Below are 17,542 nucleotides of genomic sequence, written 5' to 3'. Positions count from 1 at the left end.
TCAGTCACCCCGGGCGACGCGGTCGTCACTCTCCCCCGTCGTGTCGGGCTCGGAACCTGCGTCCCCGTGGACGTGCGCGGTGACCTGCTGTTCGTCCCGGCTGATGACGAACCGGCAGGCGTCGTCACCCTCCAGCATACAGGTCTGCTCCTCGAACGCGAGCCGGTCGCCGAAGTGCTTCGAGACACCCATGATGGCCCCGCGAGCCACGTCACAGAGCATGCGGTCCGAGTCGTAGGTGATCTGGACCATCCCCTCCGTATCGTCCAGCCACTCCGAGCGCACCCGGGGCGTCGTGACCTCGACCATGTCGCGGGTCCGGAGCGAGGTGTGGTACTGCTCGATGTTGGCGATGAGCGCCAGCGCGCCCCAGTCGTCGTCGATGTGGATGTCGTACATCGAGACGAGGTGCGGGACGACGTACGTCCCGTAGTCACAGAGTATCTGCCGCGCCCCCTTGCCGGTGACCTCGCCCGCGGCCGTCGCCAGCTCGTAGACGTCACGGTCGGGGTACACCGTCACCGGGACGTACACCTTCTCCGCCACGTCCGCGCGTCGCTGGACCTCCTCCCAGGCCTCACGGCCGTACTCGCCGATGACGTAGTCCTGGAGCGTCTTGAGGATGATACCGTGCATGGTCAGACAGTCCCCCAACCAGTTCGGATGCCTGCGCCACACGACTCCATCGCCCGTCTCTCGCCGGTGTCTCCCATCATTCGTGTCCGTCGCTCAGGAAGCCCCTACAAAATCCTTTCTCCCCAAATACAGAAGTACATAGCTTGGTGGCCTATCACGTTAGGCACATTCCGGGTTCGGTGCCCGTGTGGTCCATCGGCGGTGGCAGAACCGGCGATACTGACTGCCTATTCGGGCGGTTACTCCGGCTGTGTGCGCCGGGCGGCTGGCACGCGACACACACCTGATGTCGTGGAACGACGCGATGGAGGTCGGTGCCCGGTCACCCGAACCGGCACCTTTCAAATATTGCCGGTGCGCAGGGCCGGTATGGTCAGACGCAGCGTCATGTTCTCGCCGGGCGACCGCCCGGAGCTGATGCGGAAAGCCCCCGGAACCGGTGCCGACACCATCATCTTCGACCTCGAGGATGCGGTCGCCCCACAGCGCAAGGACGAGGCGCGTGAGGCCGTCCGCGAGGTACTCTCGGACCCCGAGTTCGACCCCGACTGCGAGGTGTGTGTCCGGGTGAATCCTGCGGGCGAAGGCATGGACGCGGACGTGGCCGCACTCGCGGGCGACCTCCGCCTGGACGCCCTGATGCTGCCGAAGGCGACACAAGCCGCCGACGTGGACCGCCTCGACGACGCCCTCGAGGGCCCAACCCCACCGGTGCTCGCACTGGTCGAATCCGCGGCGGGTGTGCTCGCCGCCGCTGACATCGCCGGAGCCGACGCGACCGACGCACTGGTCTTCGGGGCGGAGGACCTCTCGGCGGACATCGGGGCGACGCGGACCAGCGAGGGGACCGAGGTTCTCTACGCGCGCGAGAAGGTCGTCGTCGCCGCCGCCGCCCACGACATCGACGCCATCGACACCGTCTACACCGACTTCTCCGATGCCGAGGGACTGGCCGACGAGACCGAGTTCGCCATCCAGCTCGGCTACGACGGGAAGATGGCCATCCACCCCTCGCAGGTGCCGGTCATCAACGACGCGTTCACGCCGGCCGACGACCGCATCGAGTGGGCCCAGGCCGTCCTCGACGCGAAGGCTGAGGCCGACGCCGAGGGTCGCGGCGTGTTCCAGGTCGACGGCGAGATGATAGACGCGCCGCTCATCGCGCAGGCTGAACGCGTGCTGGAGCGGGCGCGGGCCGCCGGGAAAATATAAGGACCTTAGATTGGCTTTAATTCTAGACTATGATTATAATTTCGCCATGCTTAACCCGCGTCACTGAGTCGTAGTCGATGATGACAGACGAGGCCAATCCATTCGAGAGTCTCCAGGAGCAGATCGACGACGCCGCCGCCTACCTCGACGTCGGGACCGACGTACTCGAACGCCTCAAGCACCCCGAGCGAGTGCTGGAAACGAACCTGACCGTCGACATGGACGACGGCTCCATCGGCCGCTTCAAGGCCTTCCGCTCTCAGTTCAACGGTGACCGCGGCCCGTACAAGGGCGGTATCCGCTACCACCCGGGCGTCAGCCGCGACGAGGTCAAGGCCCTCTCGGGCTGGATGGTGTACAAGTGCGCCACCGTCGGTATCCCGTACGGTGGCGGCAAGGGTGGCATCGTCATCGACCCCTCCGAGCACTCGGAAGGAGAACTCGAACGCGTCACCCGCGCGTTCGCGAAAGAGCTGCGCCCGCTCATCGGCGAGGACAAGGACATCCCCGCGCCGGACGTGAACACGGGCCAGCGCGAGATGAACTGGATCAAGCACACCTACGAGACGCTGGAGAACAAGACCGAACCCGGCGTCGTCACGGGCAAGGCCATCGAATCCGGCGGGAGCGAGGGCCGCGTCGAAGCGACCGGCCGCTCCACCATGCTCGCCGCCCGCGAGGTCTTCGACTACCTCGACCGCGACATCAGCCAAGCCGACGTGGCCGTGCAGGGCTACGGGAACGCCGGCTGGATCGCCGCGAAGCTCATCGAGGAACTCGGCGCGAACATCGTCGCCGTCTCCGACTCCTCCGGCGCGATCCACAACCCCGACGGCTTCGATCCCGTCGCGGTCAAGGACTTCAAGCGCGAGACCGGCTCCGTCTCGGGCTACGAGGGTGCCACCGAGGAGTTCACTAACGAGGACCTGCTGACGATGGACGTCGACCTGCTGGTCCCTGCTGCACTCGAGAACGCCATCGACGGCGACCTCGCGAAGAAGGTCCAGGCCGACATCATCGTCGAGGCCGCGAACGGGCCGCTCACGCCCGACGCCGACGACGTGCTCACCGAGCGTGACGTCTACGTCGTCCCGGACATCCTCGCGAACGCGGGCGGTGTCACCGTCTCGTACTTCGAATGGGTCCAGAACCGCCAGCGGTTCCACTGGTCCGAAGAGCGCGTCAACGACGAGCTGGAGACCATCATCGTCGACGCCTTCGACCGCATGACCGAGGCCTACGAGTCCTTCGACACGCCGAACCTCCGGACGGCGTGTTACGTCAACGCCATCCAGCGCGTCGTCGACGCCTACACGGACGCTGGCAACTGGCCCTGAGCCGACGACCCGACATCGAATTCTTCCCCGTTTTCCACCGCCTAGCCACGGCAGTCGGTCCGGGTCGTCCGGAGGATTGACCTTGCTTCGCGCCTAACTCACGCGAAAGCATGCGTGGCTCGGACCCGGGACTCTACCGGCGACTGGTCGACCTCCTCAAGGAACACAACCGGCTGTTCCTCGTGGCACTGTTCGCCTACGGCCTCATCGTGTTCCCGTACCTGAACGTCAACGGCTACCAGACGCTCGGCTCCGTCATCGGTATCCTCTTTCTCGCACTGATGTTCGTCGCGACACGGGCGAACTTCGAGCGCGCGATGGACAAGCTGAAAGACGACGACGACGAGCACCGCGGGTTCTGAGACGCCGTGACCTGAAAACGAGTTCTTTCGCGCCGTTACAGCCCGAGTTCGCGCCCGATGACGAGGTGCTGAATCTCGCTGGTCCCCTCGCCGATCTCCATCAGCTTCGCGTCGCGGTAGAACCGCTGCGGGGAGAAGTCCTCGGTGTAGCCGTAGCCGCCGAGCACCTGCACGGCGTCCTCTGCGACCTTGCGGGCCGCCTCTGAGGCGTCGAGCTTGGCCAGCGCGGAGGACTTGGTGACGTTCTTCCCCTGGTCGTACTGCCAGGCGGACTTGTGGGTGAGCAGGCGGGCGCGTTCGACCTTGCGCTCCATGTCGACGACCTTGTCGCGGATGGCGTCGAACTTCGAGATGGGCTGGCCGAACTGCTCGCGCTCTTTGGAGTACTCCTTTGCAGCCTCGTACGCGCCCTGTGCGAGGCCGGTCGAGATGGCGGCGATGGAGATGCGGCCGCCGTCGAGCGTCTTCATCGTCTGCTTCCAGCCTTCACCCTCCTCGCCGAGCAGGCGGTCCTCGGGGACGCGCACGTCGTCGAATTTGATCTCGCAGGTGGGTGAGGCGTTCAGGCCCATCTTGTCCCAGATGGTCGTGACCTCGAAGCCGTCGTCCTCCTCGGGGTCGACGATGAACGTCGAGATGCCGTCGTAGCCCGCGCCGGGGTCGGTGACGGCCTTGACGAGGACGCTCCCCGCTTCGGAGGCGTTCGTGATGAACTGCTTGGTGCCGTTGATGACCCACTCGTCGCCCTCCTTGACGGCGGTGGTGTCCATGTCGGAGGCGTCCGACCCGCTGCCCGGTTCGGTGAGTGCCCACGCACCCATGTATTCGCCGGAGGCGAGCGGGGTGAGCCAGCGCTCTTTCTGCTCGTCGGTCCCGAACAGTTCGAGGGGCTTCGAGGCGAGGGAGGTGTGGGCGACGTACGAGAGAGCGACGGAACCGGAGACGCGACCGAGTTCCTCCGCGACGACCGCGTACATGAGTGTGTCCCCGCCGAGGCCGCCGTACTCCTCGGAGATGGGCACGCCCATCACGTCGAGCTGACCGAGCTGGTCGAATATCTCCTGGGGGAACCGGTGTTCGTTCTCTATCTCCTGTGCGATGGGTTCGATCTCCTCGTCACAGAAGCGACGAACCTCCTCCTGAATCATCCGGTGCTCGTCGGGCAGCGTGAAGTCCATGTGCAAAACTTGCCAGCCCGCGAAATAAAGCCTTCTGTGCGCCGCTCGCTCCCGTGCCTCGATATGCATGCAGCCGAGGGCACAACCATCGGCGGATTGTGCCGCCAGTCCCGTCCCCCGTGTCGATGGTTCCCACAATATCACTCAGGAGAACACGTATGTTTTTAGATTAGTAAAGCAGAAATTTTATGAATCGGTGCTTCGGTTTCATCCCTGTGCAACGACGTACATTCCTCTCCGGGCTCGCCACCAGTGCTGCGATCGGCACTGGACTGACAGGACTGACAGCAGCCGCCGACACCATCCCCGCGCTCGCGTTCGATTCGACGAGCAGTCTCCTCGCGGCCGACGGCTCCACCCTTTCGGACGACTCGCTCGTGGCGGTGTGGGCAGCAGACACCGCGACGAACGGCGACGCCGATGACGACGACGACGCCGTCGAGTACTCGGGTCGCATCCCGCTCGTGGCGGTCGACGAGTCGAACGCCGGTGCGGTCGCCGGCTTCGGGACGATGCTCGTCCCCGACGACGCGGACTTCACGACCGGCAACGACGAGTTCGTCCTCAACGTGTGGGACGACCTCGTCGGCGGCGGGACCGTCCTCTGGGACGAGTCCCACGGGCAGTTCTACGACCTCGACTCCTTCCAGACGTTCGAGTCCTACGCCGAGGCCAACGGCTACGACGTGCAGGCGACCGGCGACCTCACGGCCGACCTGGGCAGCGCCGACGCGCTCGTCGTCACCACGCCCGCCGACGCCTTCTCCGACGCCGAGAAGAGCGCCCTCGTCGACTTCGTGGCGAACGGCGGCGCACTCCTGCTCCACGACCAGTCCGACTTCTCGAACTACGACCAGACGGACAACCTGAACGCCGTCGCCGAGTCTCTGGACCTCGCGTTCCGCTTCAACGACGACCAGGTGTTCGACTCGACCAACAACACGGGCGTCGACTACGTCCCGACGACGACCGCGTTCAACGACGCGTTCGACTTCTTCGAGAACCGCGCCGGCATCGGTGCCAGCGGCCCGGACCTCGGGGTGGGCCAGACCTACGAAGTCGAGGTCGTGAGCGTCACCGACGGCGACACCGTCGACGTGCGCTTCCCCGGCGGCACCGTCGAATCCATCCGCGTGCTCGGCGTCGACACGCCCGAGAAGGGCTTCAACGCCGAGTTCGAGCGTCCCGAGGAGTGGGAGGGCCTCGGTGACGGCTCCGAGTCCGCACCGCTCCCGTCGCTCCAGTTCGGCTCCACCAGCGCCCTGCTCGCTGGTGACGGGACCAAACTCACCGACGAGGACCTCGTCGCGGTGTGGGCCGAGGACTCCGCCTTCGTCAGCGACGCTGACGGCAACGGCGACGCGACGACCTACGGCGACGACCCGATTCCGCTCGCGGCGGTCGACGGCCGCGTCGCCGGCTTCGGCGCGATGCTCGTCAACGACGGGACCCCCTTCGAGTACGGCAACGAGGAGTTCCTCCTGAACGTGTGGGACGACCTCGTCGGCGGCGGGACCGTCCTCTGGGACGAGTCCCACGGCCAGTACTACGGGCTCTCCCAGTTCGATGGCTTCAGCGACTACGCCGAGGAGTACGGCTACGACGTGCGCGCGACCGACGACCTCACCGCGGACCTCGACGACGCGGACGCCGTCGTCGTCACCAGCCCGGGCTACGGCTTCGACCAGTCCGAGATCGACGCGCTCGCTTCGTTCGTCAGTGAGGGCGGCGCGGTGTTCCTCCACGACCAGTCCGACTACAACGACTTCGACGCGACCGACGCCCTGAACGAGCTCGCGGCCGGGCTCGACCTCGGCTTCGGGTTCGACGACTCGCAGGTGATGGACTACGAGTCCAACTCCGGCGCGCCGTTCCGCCCGACCACGGTCAACTTCGACGAGTCGCTGCCGTACTTCACCGACCGCCCGGGTGCCGGCGACGAGAACACCTACCCGTACCTCGCGTACTGGGCCGACGAGGCGACCGACTTCGCCCGCTCGCAGCTCGCCGGCCAGACGGTCGACCTCTGGTTCGACCCGAACGAGGGCGTCACAGACCCATTCGGTCGCCTGCTCGGCTACATCGGCTACGACGCCGACGGCTCCGGCTCGCGCGACGCGCTGTTCAACCGCCGGCTCATCTCGGAGGGCTACGCCCGCGTCTACGGCTCGGGCCTCTCCCGCCACGAGTCCTTCTGGAGCGCCGAGGCCGACGCCCGCGACTCGGACCGCGGCCTCTGGGCCCAGAGCGACCCCGAGAACTCGCCCGCCATCCGCAACCGCAGCGTCGAGTCCATCTTCGTGCCGAACGCGACCCGCGTCACCGTCTCCCGCGGGACGCTCGGTCGCGGCCACGTCGCAGCCTTCGCGGGCGACTCCGCCTCCACGCCGGGCGCACCGCTTGCGGCCGTCGACCGCGGCAAGCGCGTCGCGATGGTCGGCGGCTTGCTCGTCGACGAGTCATACGAGCCCGAGGAGGACTTCGCGGTCTCCACGGCGAACTACGAGAACTTCGTCTTCCTGACGAACCTGCTCGACTCCCTCTCGGCGCGCGACGGTGACGTGCTCATCGACGGCGGCCACGGCCAGTTCGCCGCCGACTACGCGCTCTCCAGCGAGGACGCGGCGTACTACCAGCGCTTCCTCGAAGGCGTCGGCATCGGCTTCGAGCAGGTGAACGACCTGACCTCGGACCGCCTCGCAGAGGCCCGGGCGCTGCTCGTCACCACCCCGACCGCGGCACTCTCGGACGCCGAACTCGACTCGCTCGCCCGCTTCCGGGCCCGCGGCGGCGCGGTCGTCCTGCTGGGCGACGCGGCCGCACCCGCGGACGCACGCGAGAACCTGAACACGTTGGCCGCCGCCCTCGGCTCCAAGCTCCGGCTCTCCGGCGATGCCGTCACCGACGCCAGCGCGAACGTGAACGACGACCCGACCCTCCCGGTCACGGGGTCGTTCAACCCGGCGGTCGACGTGACCGACGCCGTCACCCCCGAGACGTGGGGCGAGAACGCGGACGAACCCGGCAAGGGACCGAACGGCCCGCAGGGCAACAAGCCCGGCAAGGGTTCGAAGGGCAAGAAGCACTGAGCGGTCGCTAACCGACACTCCAATCCCCCGGCCGAACTGTTTTTACCGCCCATCGCGTTTGCTTCCGACGTGCCGTTGCGGAACTGGGTTCGTGGGACCGTCCCGTGGGACGATCTGGAGAAGGTCGGTCGAGAGCTTGCCCGCCGGTCGCCCGACGACGAGGTCCGCATCGAGTTCCTCGAGGCCGACAACTGGCTCTCGACCCCACTGGTCGTCGACAACCGCTGGTTCGTGAAGGTCATCACGCCCCAGAACGCGCTGGTCCACGCCCTGTTCACCACGGGCCGGAACCTCGGCGTGTTCTCCTCCGGGACCGAGGGCTTCTTCGACCGGTTCGACGGCCCCCTCCAGATGGCCGAACACGAGCTGGAGGCGACCCGGCGGATGCGAGACATCGGCCTGAACGCGCCCGAGCCCGTCGAGTCGTTCGGCGTCGACGACCTGGGCGTCCTCGTTCTGGAGTACCTGCCGTCGTTCCGGACACTCGACGACGTGGGGCCGAGCGAGGCCACCGCCCTCGCGGAGTCGTTGTTCCAGGTGCTCCGGGAACTCCACGACCACGGGCTGGCCCACGGGGACCTTCGCGCCGAGAACGTTCTCGTCGTTGACGGTGAGGTCTACTTCATCGACGCGACGAGCGTTCGCCAGGAGGGGCTCGCCGGTGCCCGCGCGTACGACCTCGCCTGTGCGATGGCGGTCCTCGCCCCGATGCTTCACGCTCGTGATACCGTCCGAATCGCGGCTTCGGTCTACCCGACCACGGACCTGCTCGCCGCCCGTGAGTTCCTCGACTTCGTGAAGCTCCGCCCGGACCACGATTTCGACGCCGCGCTCGTCAAGGGCGAGATAGAGAAGGTCGCGAACTGACCGCCAACATCACGGATGGTCACATAGCAGGGTTTTTAGCACGCCCCAGCGAAAATTTTGCCAGATATGAGCCAGCAGGCTACGGAGACCTATCAGCACTACATCGGCGGTGAGTGGACCGACGGTACCAGTGAGGAGACGTTCGAGAGCAAGAACCCGGCGACGGGCGAGACGCTCGGCGAGTTCGCCCGCGGCACACCGGAAGACGTAGAGACGGCCCTCCAGGCGGCCGACGACGCGTTCGAGGAGTGGCGCGAACTCTCGCACATCGACCGCGCGGAGTACCTCTGGGAGATCTACCACGAGCTCCGCGAGCGAACCGAGGAGCTGGCCGAGGTCGTCACGAAAGAGTGTGGGAAGGAGATCTCCGAGGGTCGCGCCGACGTCATCGAAGCGTACCACATGGTCGAGTGGGCCGCCGGTGACGCCCGCCACCCGAAGGGCGACGTGATTCCTTCCGAGATTCCGAGCAAGGACGCCTACATGCGCCGCAAGCCCCGGGGCGTCGTTGGCTGTATCACGCCGTGGAACTTCCCGGTCGCCATCCCGTTCTGGCACATGGCCGTCGCGCTCGTCGAGGGTAACACCGTCGTGTTCAAGCCCGCCGAGCAGACGCCGTGGTGCGCCCAGATCATCGCGGAGATGTTCGAGGACGCCGGCATCCCCGACGGCGTGTTCAACATGGTGCAGGGCTTCGGTGACGCCGGTGCCCAGATCGTCGACGACGACCGCACCGACACCGTCCTGTTCACCGGCTCCGCCGAGGTCGGCAACGAGGTCGCCTCGAAGGTTGGCGGCATGCCCGGCAAGCTCGCCGCCTGTGAGATGGGTGGCAAGAACGGCATCGTCATCACCGAGGAAGCGGACCTCGACGTCGCCGTCCACTCCGCCGTGATGTCGAGCTTCAAGACGACCGGCCAGCGCTGTGTCTCCTCCGAGCGCCTCATCGTCCACGAGGACGTCTACGACGAGTTCAAAGAGCGCTACGTCGAGATCGCGAAGAACGTCTCCGTCGGCGACCCGCTCTCGGAGGACACGTTCATGGGCCCGGCCATCGAGCCCCAGCACGTCGAGAAGATCGGCCGCCACAACGAGATGGCCGAGAAGGAGGGCGCGAACGTCCTCGTCGACCGCTTCGACCTCGAGGACAGCGAGATTCCGGAGGGTCACGAAGACGGCAACTGGGTCGGCCCGTTCGTCTACGAGATCGACTACGACCCGGACCTGCGCTGCATCAAGGAGGAGTGTTTCGGCCCGCACGTCGCCCTGATGAAGTACTCGGGTGACATCGAGGACGCCGTCGAGATCCACAACGACACCCCGTACGGCCTCGCCGGTGCCATCATCTCCGAGGACTACCGCCAGATCAACTACTTCCGCGACAACGCCGAGATCGGCCTCGCCTACGGTAACCTGCCGTGCATCGGTGCCGAGGTCCACCTGCCGTTCGGTGGCGTCAAGAAGTCCGGCAACGGCTACCCGTCCGCTCGTGAGGTCATCGAGGCCGTCACCGAGCGCACCGCCTGGACGCTCAACAACTCGAAGGACATCGAGATGGCCCAGGGGCTGTCCGCGGACATCAAGACGACTTCCGACGACGACTGATCGTTGAGAACCGCCGGAAGGCGTGTTCGAACTGCAGTCTCATCGGAATGCGACGACGACTGATCGGGCGGAATCACCGCAAGCTGAGTTCCCCGTCGCCGTTTTTTCGACGCCAGTTCAGAGCTGTACGACCGACAGGTACGTCGAGATACGGCTCCCGCCGAGGCGGAGGTTGCTGCCCTCGTACTGCTCGACCTCCATGAGGAAGGTGTCTCCTTCGTTCACCCCGAGGACCGGGCGCGTCGCCTGGAGTTGCTCGTCGCCGCCCTCGGAGAACGACTGGAGGACGCCGACGTTCCCGTTCCTGCGGACCGTGAACCAGTGGTTCGTGCCGCTGGACGGCTCGTCGCGCCAGAAGATTCCCGCGGACACGAGGTAGTTCCCATCCTCGGTGACGGTTAGCTCGTAGGTGGAGCTGTCCCATTGACTACGCTGGTCCGTCTCGACGGTCTGGAACTCGACCGTCGTGCGGCTCCCCGACGGAATCGACTGGTCGTAGGCGTTCCAGACGACGGTTCCGACGTCGCCGGTGACGACTGTATCCGCCTCGATGCGGGACGCCCGAACCGTATTCGGTGTCAGGTCATCGCCAGAGTGCGCGTGGCCCGTGTCCGCTTTCGCGTCGAGTTCTGCCTTGCGAGCCACGTCCGTGTTGGCTGTCGGGGCACTGGAGACGGTCGCCGAGGTGAACTCCGGACTGTCACCAGAGGCCGCGAGCTTGTTCCAGCTGGAGCCGTCACCGATGTACGCAGCGCCGGTATCCGTCGCGAAGAACTTCGCGCCGGCCTTGGCGACGTAGTCGCTGCGGTTGGCCTCTCGGTCGCGGACCTCCACGTCGGCGTCGAGTCGCTCGAAGTTGTCGTTCAGCGGGATGTGCCAGTCGGTCGCCCCCTTCGTGGGTGTGTTGTAGGAGTGATTGTCGGTCATCGTCTCAGCGGGTTCCCCCGTAGCCGTACTGTCCATAGCCCTGTGCTCCGAAGTCCCCTTCCGCCGTCGATGTCGCCGTCACGACAGCAGTCGCGGTCGTCGACGCCGCGGTTCCGGCCGGCGTCGAGGTCCCGCCGTAGCCGTACGTCGTGGTGGTGGTGGCGTCGTCGGTATCGCCGTCGCCCACGAACTGTTCTATGCTCGCACACCCGGCCAGTCCGGCGAGCGCCGTCGCGGGCACCGTCCGCAGTAAGTCACGTCGGTCGAGATTCCACAGCCCATCGGGCCGGCCGTCCCTCGCAGGGTCGTCCGTCACACCCGGGTTTCGTGTCGGCATCGCTCAGACGATGTATCACTGGGCCAATAGCTGTGGTATCGAAGTACTTCGTGTCGCTGGTCCGGACGGGCCGAGAACTCCCGTCTCGACCGGACGTGACTGGGCAAGGGGGTGAAACCGGCCGGACTCCCAACACTTAATACCATGACTGTGTTAAACACTGTCATGCTTAGTCGCGTTCGGTCGCGATTGTCGCGTGTGCTTCGTCGTGACCCCAGGCGAACCGAGATGCCCATGGACGACCGGGAGAAGGCACTCGATAGCGTCCAACGACGCGCGATAGATACCGAACGCGAGCTGTATCGACGACGGCACTGAACTGACGACGACTCGAGGCGGTCGCTGCCGGATGGACCGTGACTGCTCTGGCGGTGAGCGAAGCGGTCGAACCTGTTACTGTGGAAAGTGAGGACGAGAGGCGAGATGTCCGTTCCGCGCTAGGCTCCTAGGTAGCCCCGCGGAACAGACGGTGGGCGCGGGCGTAGGTGCGACGGGCGTTGTGCCGGGATCGACGTGAAAAGCGTCTAACCGGCAACCGATGCTTGGTCGGCCTTACGTATAAATACCGTGGCTTCGGCACGAGTCACCGGCGGTCGTCGAGCGCGGGGAACTCGTCGCGAACTCGCGCGACCTCGTCGGGGTCTGCGTCGGCGTAGACGATGTCCGGGCGGTCGTCGGTCGTCGCGACCGGCGTGCCCCATGGGTCGAACACGGTCGACCGTCCGACGAGCGTCGCATCCTCGAAGTCCGCGCTGGCGTTGATGGTCGCGACGTACGAGAGGTTCTCGATGGCGCGAGCGCGGGGGAGCGTCTGCCAGTGCTCGACGCGGGGGTACGGCCACGCAGAGGGGACGAGGAGCATGTCCGCCCCGTCGTCCACGAGGCCGCGATACAGTTCCGGGAACCGCAGGTCGTAGCAGGTGGTCACGCCGATGGTGAACCCGCCGAGGTCGGCCACCGGGACGCGGTCACCGGGCGTCAGCAGGCCGGTCTCGGCCGATTCGTAGCCGAACAGGTGGTGTTTCCGGTAGACGAGCTGGCGTTCGCCCTCGGCGTCGAACAGGACCGCCGTGTTGGCGAGCCCGTCGTCCGCGGGCGTGTGCACGTCGGTCTGTTCCCTGGTCTGCCCGAGGTCCTCGACGATACTCCCGGCCAGGACGGCCACGTCGTTCTCCAGTGCGGCATCGGAGAGTCTGGAGAGGGTCTCGCCGTGGAGCCCCTCCGCGTTCCGGGCGTACAGGTCGAACGAGAAGTAGCCCACGTTGAAGAGTTCGGGGAGCGCAACGAGGTCGACACCGCGGGCGGCCGCGGTCTCGATGGCGGCCTCGGCGCGGGCGACGTTGCCCGCCACGTCAGCGGGCTCGACCTGGAGTTGTGCCAGTGCGAGTTTCATGCTGGGAGTTCCAGATATTCGCGCATCGCGGCTTCGAGGTTGTCCAGCTCACCGTCCAGATGGGATTTGAAGTAGCGCTCGACGCCCGGGAGCTTCCCGTCGACCACGAAGCGATTCGAGAGCGTACACCCGTCCTCGGTGGGGGTTATCTCGTGCTCGCCGGTCACGCGCATCACCTTGGAGCGACCGACGAACTTCACGAACTCGGGTTCGCGTCGCTCGACGTCGCGTGTCCTGACGGCGGCTGTCTTATCGAGCAGGGGAATCGGGAGTTTGACGAACCACGTCGCTTCCTGTCCCGCCTCGTCGTCGAGCCGGAAGTCGTCGACGACGCTGATGGGGCGCGCCCGGAGCTCGGGGTCGGCGATGAACTCCCAGACGCGTTCGGGGTGTACCGGAAACTCGAACGTCCGCTCTACCCGGACTGTCATATGCCATCTGGTGGCTATATCGGTAAAAACGTCGTGGAATCGGCTTAGCCGAGTGTTACCTTCCAGGTCGTCGAGCGTGAGCGGCCCCACTTCTCGATCTCTACATCGTCCGTCTTCTCTGCGAGGCGCGGGAGTCTCGTCCCGACCTGTTTCGAGGAGAGGCCGATAGCCTCGGCAATGTTCTTCGCGCGGAAGTACTGTTCGCCCCTGGACACGCTGTCGCGCAGGTAGGCGAGAATCCGCTGCTCCTCTTCGGAGTAGTCGCTCATCGTCTACACGGAGATACGTTATTGACACACATAACGATTATCGCTCGGACACGCACCCAGTCAGGCCTCGTACCACTGCATCGTGAACACGGCCAGCATGGCGAAGATGACGGCGGCGGCGAACGCGAACGCACCGAGTTCCTGTGCGCCGTGCTCGCCCGTCTGGAGGTAGGTGATGCCGAACGTGACCAGTCCGGCGGCACTCAGTGCGGTGATAGCGCCGAAGATGGCCCCGAAGCCGATGCCCCGGTCCGAGGAGTCGGTCGATGTCGCAGTCATGTCCGTCGCTTTCGGGGGGAGGGCCTTAGTTCTCACTGTCCCGGCCGATGAACCTACACACGTAGATTGAAGAGGTTTACATAGCGAGGACGTTCACGATATCGACATGGAAGATGGTGGTGCTGTGATAGACGAATCGAGTTCCGACGGTGGAGGCACGGTGACGGGGCTCCTGTTCGGGAGCAAGCTCCGTATCGCCGGGTCGGTGCTACTCTCGCTCGTCGTTCTCGTCGGGGTACTGGTCGCCGTCGTGGGTGTCGGCGTCCCCTCCGTGACGGGTGTCGATAACGAGTTCGGCGGCGTGAACGAGTCCACGACGGTCATCGTCTCCGACCTCGGTGTGAACAATCCCAACCCGGTCGGTAGTAGCTTCCTCGACGTGAGCGCCGACTACGAGATCTCGATGAACGGTATCTCGATGGCGACAGGGAGCAAGCAGAACATCGAGACGCCCCCGGGGAACTCCTCGCTCGAGCTCCGGACGAAGCTCGACAACGAGAAGATCCCCTCGTGGTGGGCCAGCCACATCAGGAACGGCGAGCAGACGCAGGTCGACATCGCTGCTAGCCTGGATTCCGGGCTGGTCGGTCGCTCGTTCCCGGTCTCCCAGCAGCAATCCATCCAGACCGACATGCTGTCGTCGTTCAACTCGACGGAGACCCGGGAGATAAACGCGAACCGACCGCTGGTCTCCGACCCCGTCCTGTACGTCAACGAGACGGCCGGGCAGTGGGGCAACGTGACCAACGAGACGACACCCATCGTGCTGGGTTTCTACATATACAACCCGAAGTCCTACCCGATTCCCGTCTCCGAGATCGACTACGACATCTACATGAACAACATCACGGTCGGGAACGGGACGAACACGCAGGAGTACGTGCTCCAGCCCGGTGAGGTCACGAAGGTCCGGACGGTGACCCACATCCAGAACGACCGGCTCGACGAGTGGTGGGTGAGCCACATCGAGAACGACCAGGTGACGAAGCTTCGCATCGAGTTCGACGCAACCTTCGAGGTCAGTGGCTCCGAGATCACCGTCCCCCTGGACAAGTTCACGCACCGGGAGACCATCGAGACCGACCTCTTCGGGAACAAGGAGGGGAGCACGACCGGGAACGAGAGCACCGACGACGGCGGTAGCGGGGACGGCTCTGGAACCTCGGACGGAACGGCGACGACCACCGACGATGGGGACGACACCACGACGAGTGATGGGACCACCACGACGACCGACGGGACCACGACCACCACCACGTCGGATGGCGGTTCCGGCACCACGACCGATGACGACTCCGGCACCACCACGACCGACGACGGAGGGATACTGGCGATAGGTGTCACCGGCGACAGCCTTAATGCGAATGCTGTCTCACGTATGCATACATGAACCGGAGTACCCACTCTCCTGGTCGAGTTCTCCGACGGTGAAGATATCGCAGTAACCTCGGACTGTGAATCGATCGTCGTTTCTATCGGTGGTACAGAACAGACGCTGTCCAGACGCGAAGCGGTAGCGCTGCAATCGCAGATCGGCGACGCGCTCGTCGAGCGCCGCGAGTTCTTCCGAACCGCGGGCGTTCATCGCGAGGACGGCTCGTACGAAGTGACCCGACGCGGTGCGGACTCCTCGGGCAACGCGAAGGTGTTCGAGAACTTCACGGAGGTCAAGCGACTCTACGACCGCCTGCCGGACGAGTTCGGCGCGGAGGCCGTCGGTCGGACCGGCATCACCGGCTCGCGCCGGCACATGATGGTCCGGCACTTCGCCGAACACCCGAACTTCGACTGTGAGATCACGAGTCGGAGCCCGTTGACGGTCCAGAAGACCACGCCCGCGGCCGACGTGGAACGGGAGGTGCCGGCGTCGGCCGACTGAGACTGCAACTGTCGGTCCCGCGCCGGCCGACCGGACCGTGCGGACCTGTCAGGGCGGTACCTTTATCAGTGGAGACGAGTACCGGACAGGTATGAACCGGAGTACCCACTCTCCTGGTCGAGTTTTCCGACGGTAATGAGATTTCAGTGACTGCCGAGCGTGGCTCGGTCGTCGTCGAGCTGGGTGACCAGCGACGCGAACTGACCCGGGCGGAAGCCGCTGCACTGCAAGAGCGCATCGGCGACGCGATGGTCGAGCATCGCGAGTTCTTCCGGACCGCGTCCGTCCACCGCGCCGATGGCTCCTACGAGGTGACGCGCCGCGCCGCCGATTCGGCGGGGAACACGAAAGTGTTCGAGAGCTTCGCCGCCCTCGAACGCCTGTACGAACGGTTGCCCGACGAGTTCGGCGCGGAGGCGGTCGGCCGGACCGGTATCACCGGCTCGCGCCGCCACCTGCTCGTCAGACACCTCGCGGAGCATCCCGGCTTCGACTGCGAGATAACGTGTCGGCGGCCGTTGACCGCAACGAAGGTGGACCAGTCCGCCCAGGCGGCGGAGGCCACCGCGGCAACCGGCGAGTTCGAGGAGGTGTCCGCGGACTGACGGCGGCGTCGCTGGCTGTCTGACACGTCGAACAGTCTCGAAAGAAATCGCCCCGAGGCCCGCTGCCTCAGTTGATGGTCGTGTGCTCTGATTCCTCGTTGAGCGCGAGGTTGGCCGCGATCTCCGCGTTCCGCATCGCGTACTGGGCGGTCTGCTGGAGGCTGACGAGCACCTCGCGGACCTGCAGGAGGTCGTCGTTGTCCATCTCGGGGAGGTCGTTCAAGATCTCCTTCTCCCGGTCGCCGATCTCGTGGAACAGCTTGCGGACCTCGATGGTCTTCATGTAGTCGCGCTCGACAGCGGACTCGACGGCGAGCTGGGTTATCTCGTCGACCTGTTCGGTGAACTCCCGGATGCGCCGCATCGTGCCCGAGTCCACGTCGAGGGTGTGGCCCTCGGCCTCGAGGACGATCTCCGCGATGTCCTCGGCGTTGTCGGCCGTGAGTTCGAGGTTCTTCGCGATGGAGCGGTAGCCGATGAGGGGGAACCCGGAGTCGAGACCGACCGCGCGTGCGAGGTTCGGGTTCTGGTACGCCGTGAAGATGAGCCGCAGCATCAGGACGAAGATCTTGTTCGCCTGGCGCTCCCGGTTGAGCGCGCGCTGGGCGAGGTCGGGGTTGCCGTGGGCGAGCGCCTTGATGGCCTCACCACGCATGGTGCTCCCGGTCGATTCGAGTCGACCCAGCAGGTTGTCGAGCGTGAAGTCCTCGGGGTCGACGGAGCAGCGAATGGAGATGCTCTCGGGCGTCTCCTCGATGACGCCGAGGCCCATCAGCTGTGTCTCGGCGCGGTAGACCGCGTTGATGTGGTCGGAGGGAAGCGTCCCGTCGGCGTACTCGACGCGGATGACGCGTCGGCCCAGCACGTACTGTGCCACGATGGCGCGCTCGACCGCGTCCGCGTCCAGGTTGTCCGCGTGGATGATGGCTTCCGACTCCTCAGTGTTCGCCGACTCCGGCATGACGGTGAGGGTCCCCTTCCCACCCATGCGGAGGGAGACCTCGTCACCTTTCTCGACGCCGTGTTCCTTCGCCCACTCCGCGGGCAGCGTCATCGCGAGCGTGGACGGCCCGAGCCGTTGCACCTTCCGTGTTTCCATGGAGACCCATAGCCAGAGGATGACCTTATATCTGACT

Annotated in this window: 18 protein-coding genes; 9 read left to right on the top strand and 9 right to left on the bottom strand. The window is 65.6% G+C overall.

Annotated elements, in window-relative coordinates:
* Positions 1-636 (bottom strand): heme NO-binding domain-containing protein, encoded by a 636-nt coding sequence (locus tag N6C22_RS10680; RefSeq protein WP_261651091.1) that lies wholly within the window; start codon positions 634-636, stop codon positions 1-3.
* A gap of 369 nt (positions 637-1,005) precedes the next feature.
* On the opposite strand from N6C22_RS10680, the gene N6C22_RS10675 reads away from it, so the two are divergent.
* The 3 genes from N6C22_RS10675 (at position 1,006) to N6C22_RS10665 (ending at position 3,547) form a co-directional block, all read left to right on the top strand.
* Positions 1,006-1,848 carry a CoA ester lyase gene (locus N6C22_RS10675; protein ID WP_261651090.1) on the top strand — a complete coding sequence of 281 codons (843 nt, stop codon included), beginning with the start codon at positions 1,006-1,008 and terminating at the stop codon, positions 1,846-1,848.
* Positions 1,849-1,928: 80 nt separating this feature from the next.
* A complete protein-coding gene (locus N6C22_RS10670) occupies positions 1,929-3,185 on the top strand; it encodes a Glu/Leu/Phe/Val dehydrogenase (protein WP_261651089.1) in 1,257 nt (418 codons plus the stop codon).
* A 110-nt stretch (positions 3,186-3,295) separates the two neighbouring features.
* Positions 3,296-3,547, top strand: coding sequence for a hypothetical protein (locus tag N6C22_RS10665; protein ID WP_261651088.1), 252 nt, complete (start codon positions 3,296-3,298; stop codon positions 3,545-3,547).
* Between the two features lie 35 nt (positions 3,548-3,582).
* Here the strand turns inward: N6C22_RS10665 and N6C22_RS10660 are convergent, their stop codons facing one another.
* Positions 3,583-4,725, bottom strand: a complete 1,143-nt coding sequence (locus tag N6C22_RS10660) for an acyl-CoA dehydrogenase family protein (RefSeq protein WP_261651087.1) — start codon at positions 4,723-4,725, stop codon at positions 3,583-3,585.
* 215 nt (positions 4,726-4,940) lie between these two features.
* Between N6C22_RS10660 and N6C22_RS21180 the strand changes: the two genes are divergently transcribed.
* The 3 genes from N6C22_RS21180 (at position 4,941) to N6C22_RS10645 (ending at position 10,286) form a co-directional block, all read left to right on the top strand.
* Positions 4,941-7,814, top strand: coding sequence for a DUF4350 domain-containing protein (locus N6C22_RS21180; RefSeq protein WP_261651086.1), 2,874 nt, complete (start codon positions 4,941-4,943; stop codon positions 7,812-7,814).
* A gap of 69 nt (positions 7,815-7,883) precedes the next feature.
* The gene (locus tag N6C22_RS10650; RefSeq protein ID WP_261651085.1) at positions 7,884-8,681 is read left to right on the top strand and encodes an RIO1 family regulatory kinase/ATPase; all 798 of its coding nucleotides are present in this window, start codon (positions 7,884-7,886) and stop codon (positions 8,679-8,681) included.
* Between the two features lie 66 nt (positions 8,682-8,747).
* Positions 8,748-10,286: an aldehyde dehydrogenase family protein gene (locus tag N6C22_RS10645; RefSeq protein WP_261651084.1), complete on the top strand. Its 1,539-nt coding sequence runs from the start codon at positions 8,748-8,750 to the stop codon at positions 10,284-10,286.
* Between the two features lie 117 nt (positions 10,287-10,403).
* On the opposite strand, the gene N6C22_RS10640 is transcribed toward N6C22_RS10645, so the two are convergent.
* From N6C22_RS10640 to N6C22_RS10615, 6 genes are all read right to left on the bottom strand, one after another.
* Positions 10,404-11,249 carry a hypothetical protein gene (locus N6C22_RS10640; protein WP_261651083.1) on the bottom strand — a complete coding sequence of 282 codons (846 nt, stop codon included), beginning with the start codon at positions 11,247-11,249 and terminating at the stop codon, positions 10,404-10,406.
* A complete protein-coding gene (locus N6C22_RS10635; protein ID WP_261651082.1) occupies positions 11,218-11,550 on the bottom strand; it encodes a hypothetical protein in 333 nt (110 codons plus the stop codon). Before N6C22_RS10635 ends, N6C22_RS10640 begins: the two co-directional genes overlap by 32 nt.
* Before the next feature lie 583 nt (positions 11,551-12,133).
* Positions 12,134-12,943, bottom strand: a complete 810-nt coding sequence (locus tag N6C22_RS10630; RefSeq protein WP_261651081.1) for a nitrilase-related carbon-nitrogen hydrolase — start codon at positions 12,941-12,943, stop codon at positions 12,134-12,136.
* Positions 12,940-13,374, bottom strand: a complete 435-nt coding sequence (locus N6C22_RS10625) for an SRPBCC family protein (RefSeq protein WP_261651080.1) — start codon at positions 13,372-13,374, stop codon at positions 12,940-12,942. The genes N6C22_RS10630 and N6C22_RS10625 overlap by 4 nt, the downstream gene beginning before the upstream one ends.
* 44 nt (positions 13,375-13,418) lie before the next feature.
* Positions 13,419-13,643, bottom strand: coding sequence for a hypothetical protein (locus N6C22_RS10620; RefSeq protein WP_261651079.1), 225 nt, complete (start codon positions 13,641-13,643; stop codon positions 13,419-13,421).
* A 60-nt stretch (positions 13,644-13,703) separates the two neighbouring features.
* Positions 13,704-13,922: a hypothetical protein gene (locus tag N6C22_RS10615; protein WP_261651078.1), complete on the bottom strand. Its 219-nt coding sequence runs from the start codon at positions 13,920-13,922 to the stop codon at positions 13,704-13,706.
* 106 nt (positions 13,923-14,028) lie between these two features.
* Between N6C22_RS10615 and N6C22_RS10610 the strand changes: the two genes are divergently transcribed.
* The 3 genes from N6C22_RS10610 (at position 14,029) to N6C22_RS10600 (ending at position 16,406) form a co-directional block, all read left to right on the top strand.
* Positions 14,029-15,312: an LEA type 2 family protein gene (locus tag N6C22_RS10610; RefSeq protein ID WP_261651077.1), complete on the top strand. Its 1,284-nt coding sequence runs from the start codon at positions 14,029-14,031 to the stop codon at positions 15,310-15,312.
* Between the two features lie 45 nt (positions 15,313-15,357).
* Complete coding sequence (locus tag N6C22_RS21175) at positions 15,358-15,801, top strand: hypothetical protein (RefSeq protein WP_369684438.1); 444 nt, start codon at positions 15,358-15,360, stop codon at positions 15,799-15,801.
* 140 nt (positions 15,802-15,941) lie between these two features.
* On the top strand, positions 15,942-16,406 hold the full coding sequence (locus N6C22_RS10600; RefSeq protein WP_369684437.1) for a hypothetical protein: 465 nt from the start codon (positions 15,942-15,944) through the stop codon (positions 16,404-16,406).
* A gap of 67 nt (positions 16,407-16,473) precedes the next feature.
* On the opposite strand, the gene N6C22_RS10595 is transcribed toward N6C22_RS10600, so the two are convergent.
* Entirely contained in the window at positions 16,474-17,505 is a 1,032-nt protein-coding gene (locus N6C22_RS10595; RefSeq protein ID WP_261651074.1) for a phosphate uptake regulator PhoU, read from the bottom strand.
* Positions 17,506-17,542 lie beyond the last annotated feature (37 nt).

Source organism: Haloarchaeobius sp. HME9146 (assembly GCF_025399835.1).
In the GTDB taxonomy this organism is placed as follows: domain Archaea; phylum Halobacteriota; class Halobacteria; order Halobacteriales; family Natrialbaceae; genus Haloarchaeobius.
Note: the sequence above shows the minus strand (reverse complement) of the source record. Positions and strands in the feature narration are given on the sequence as shown.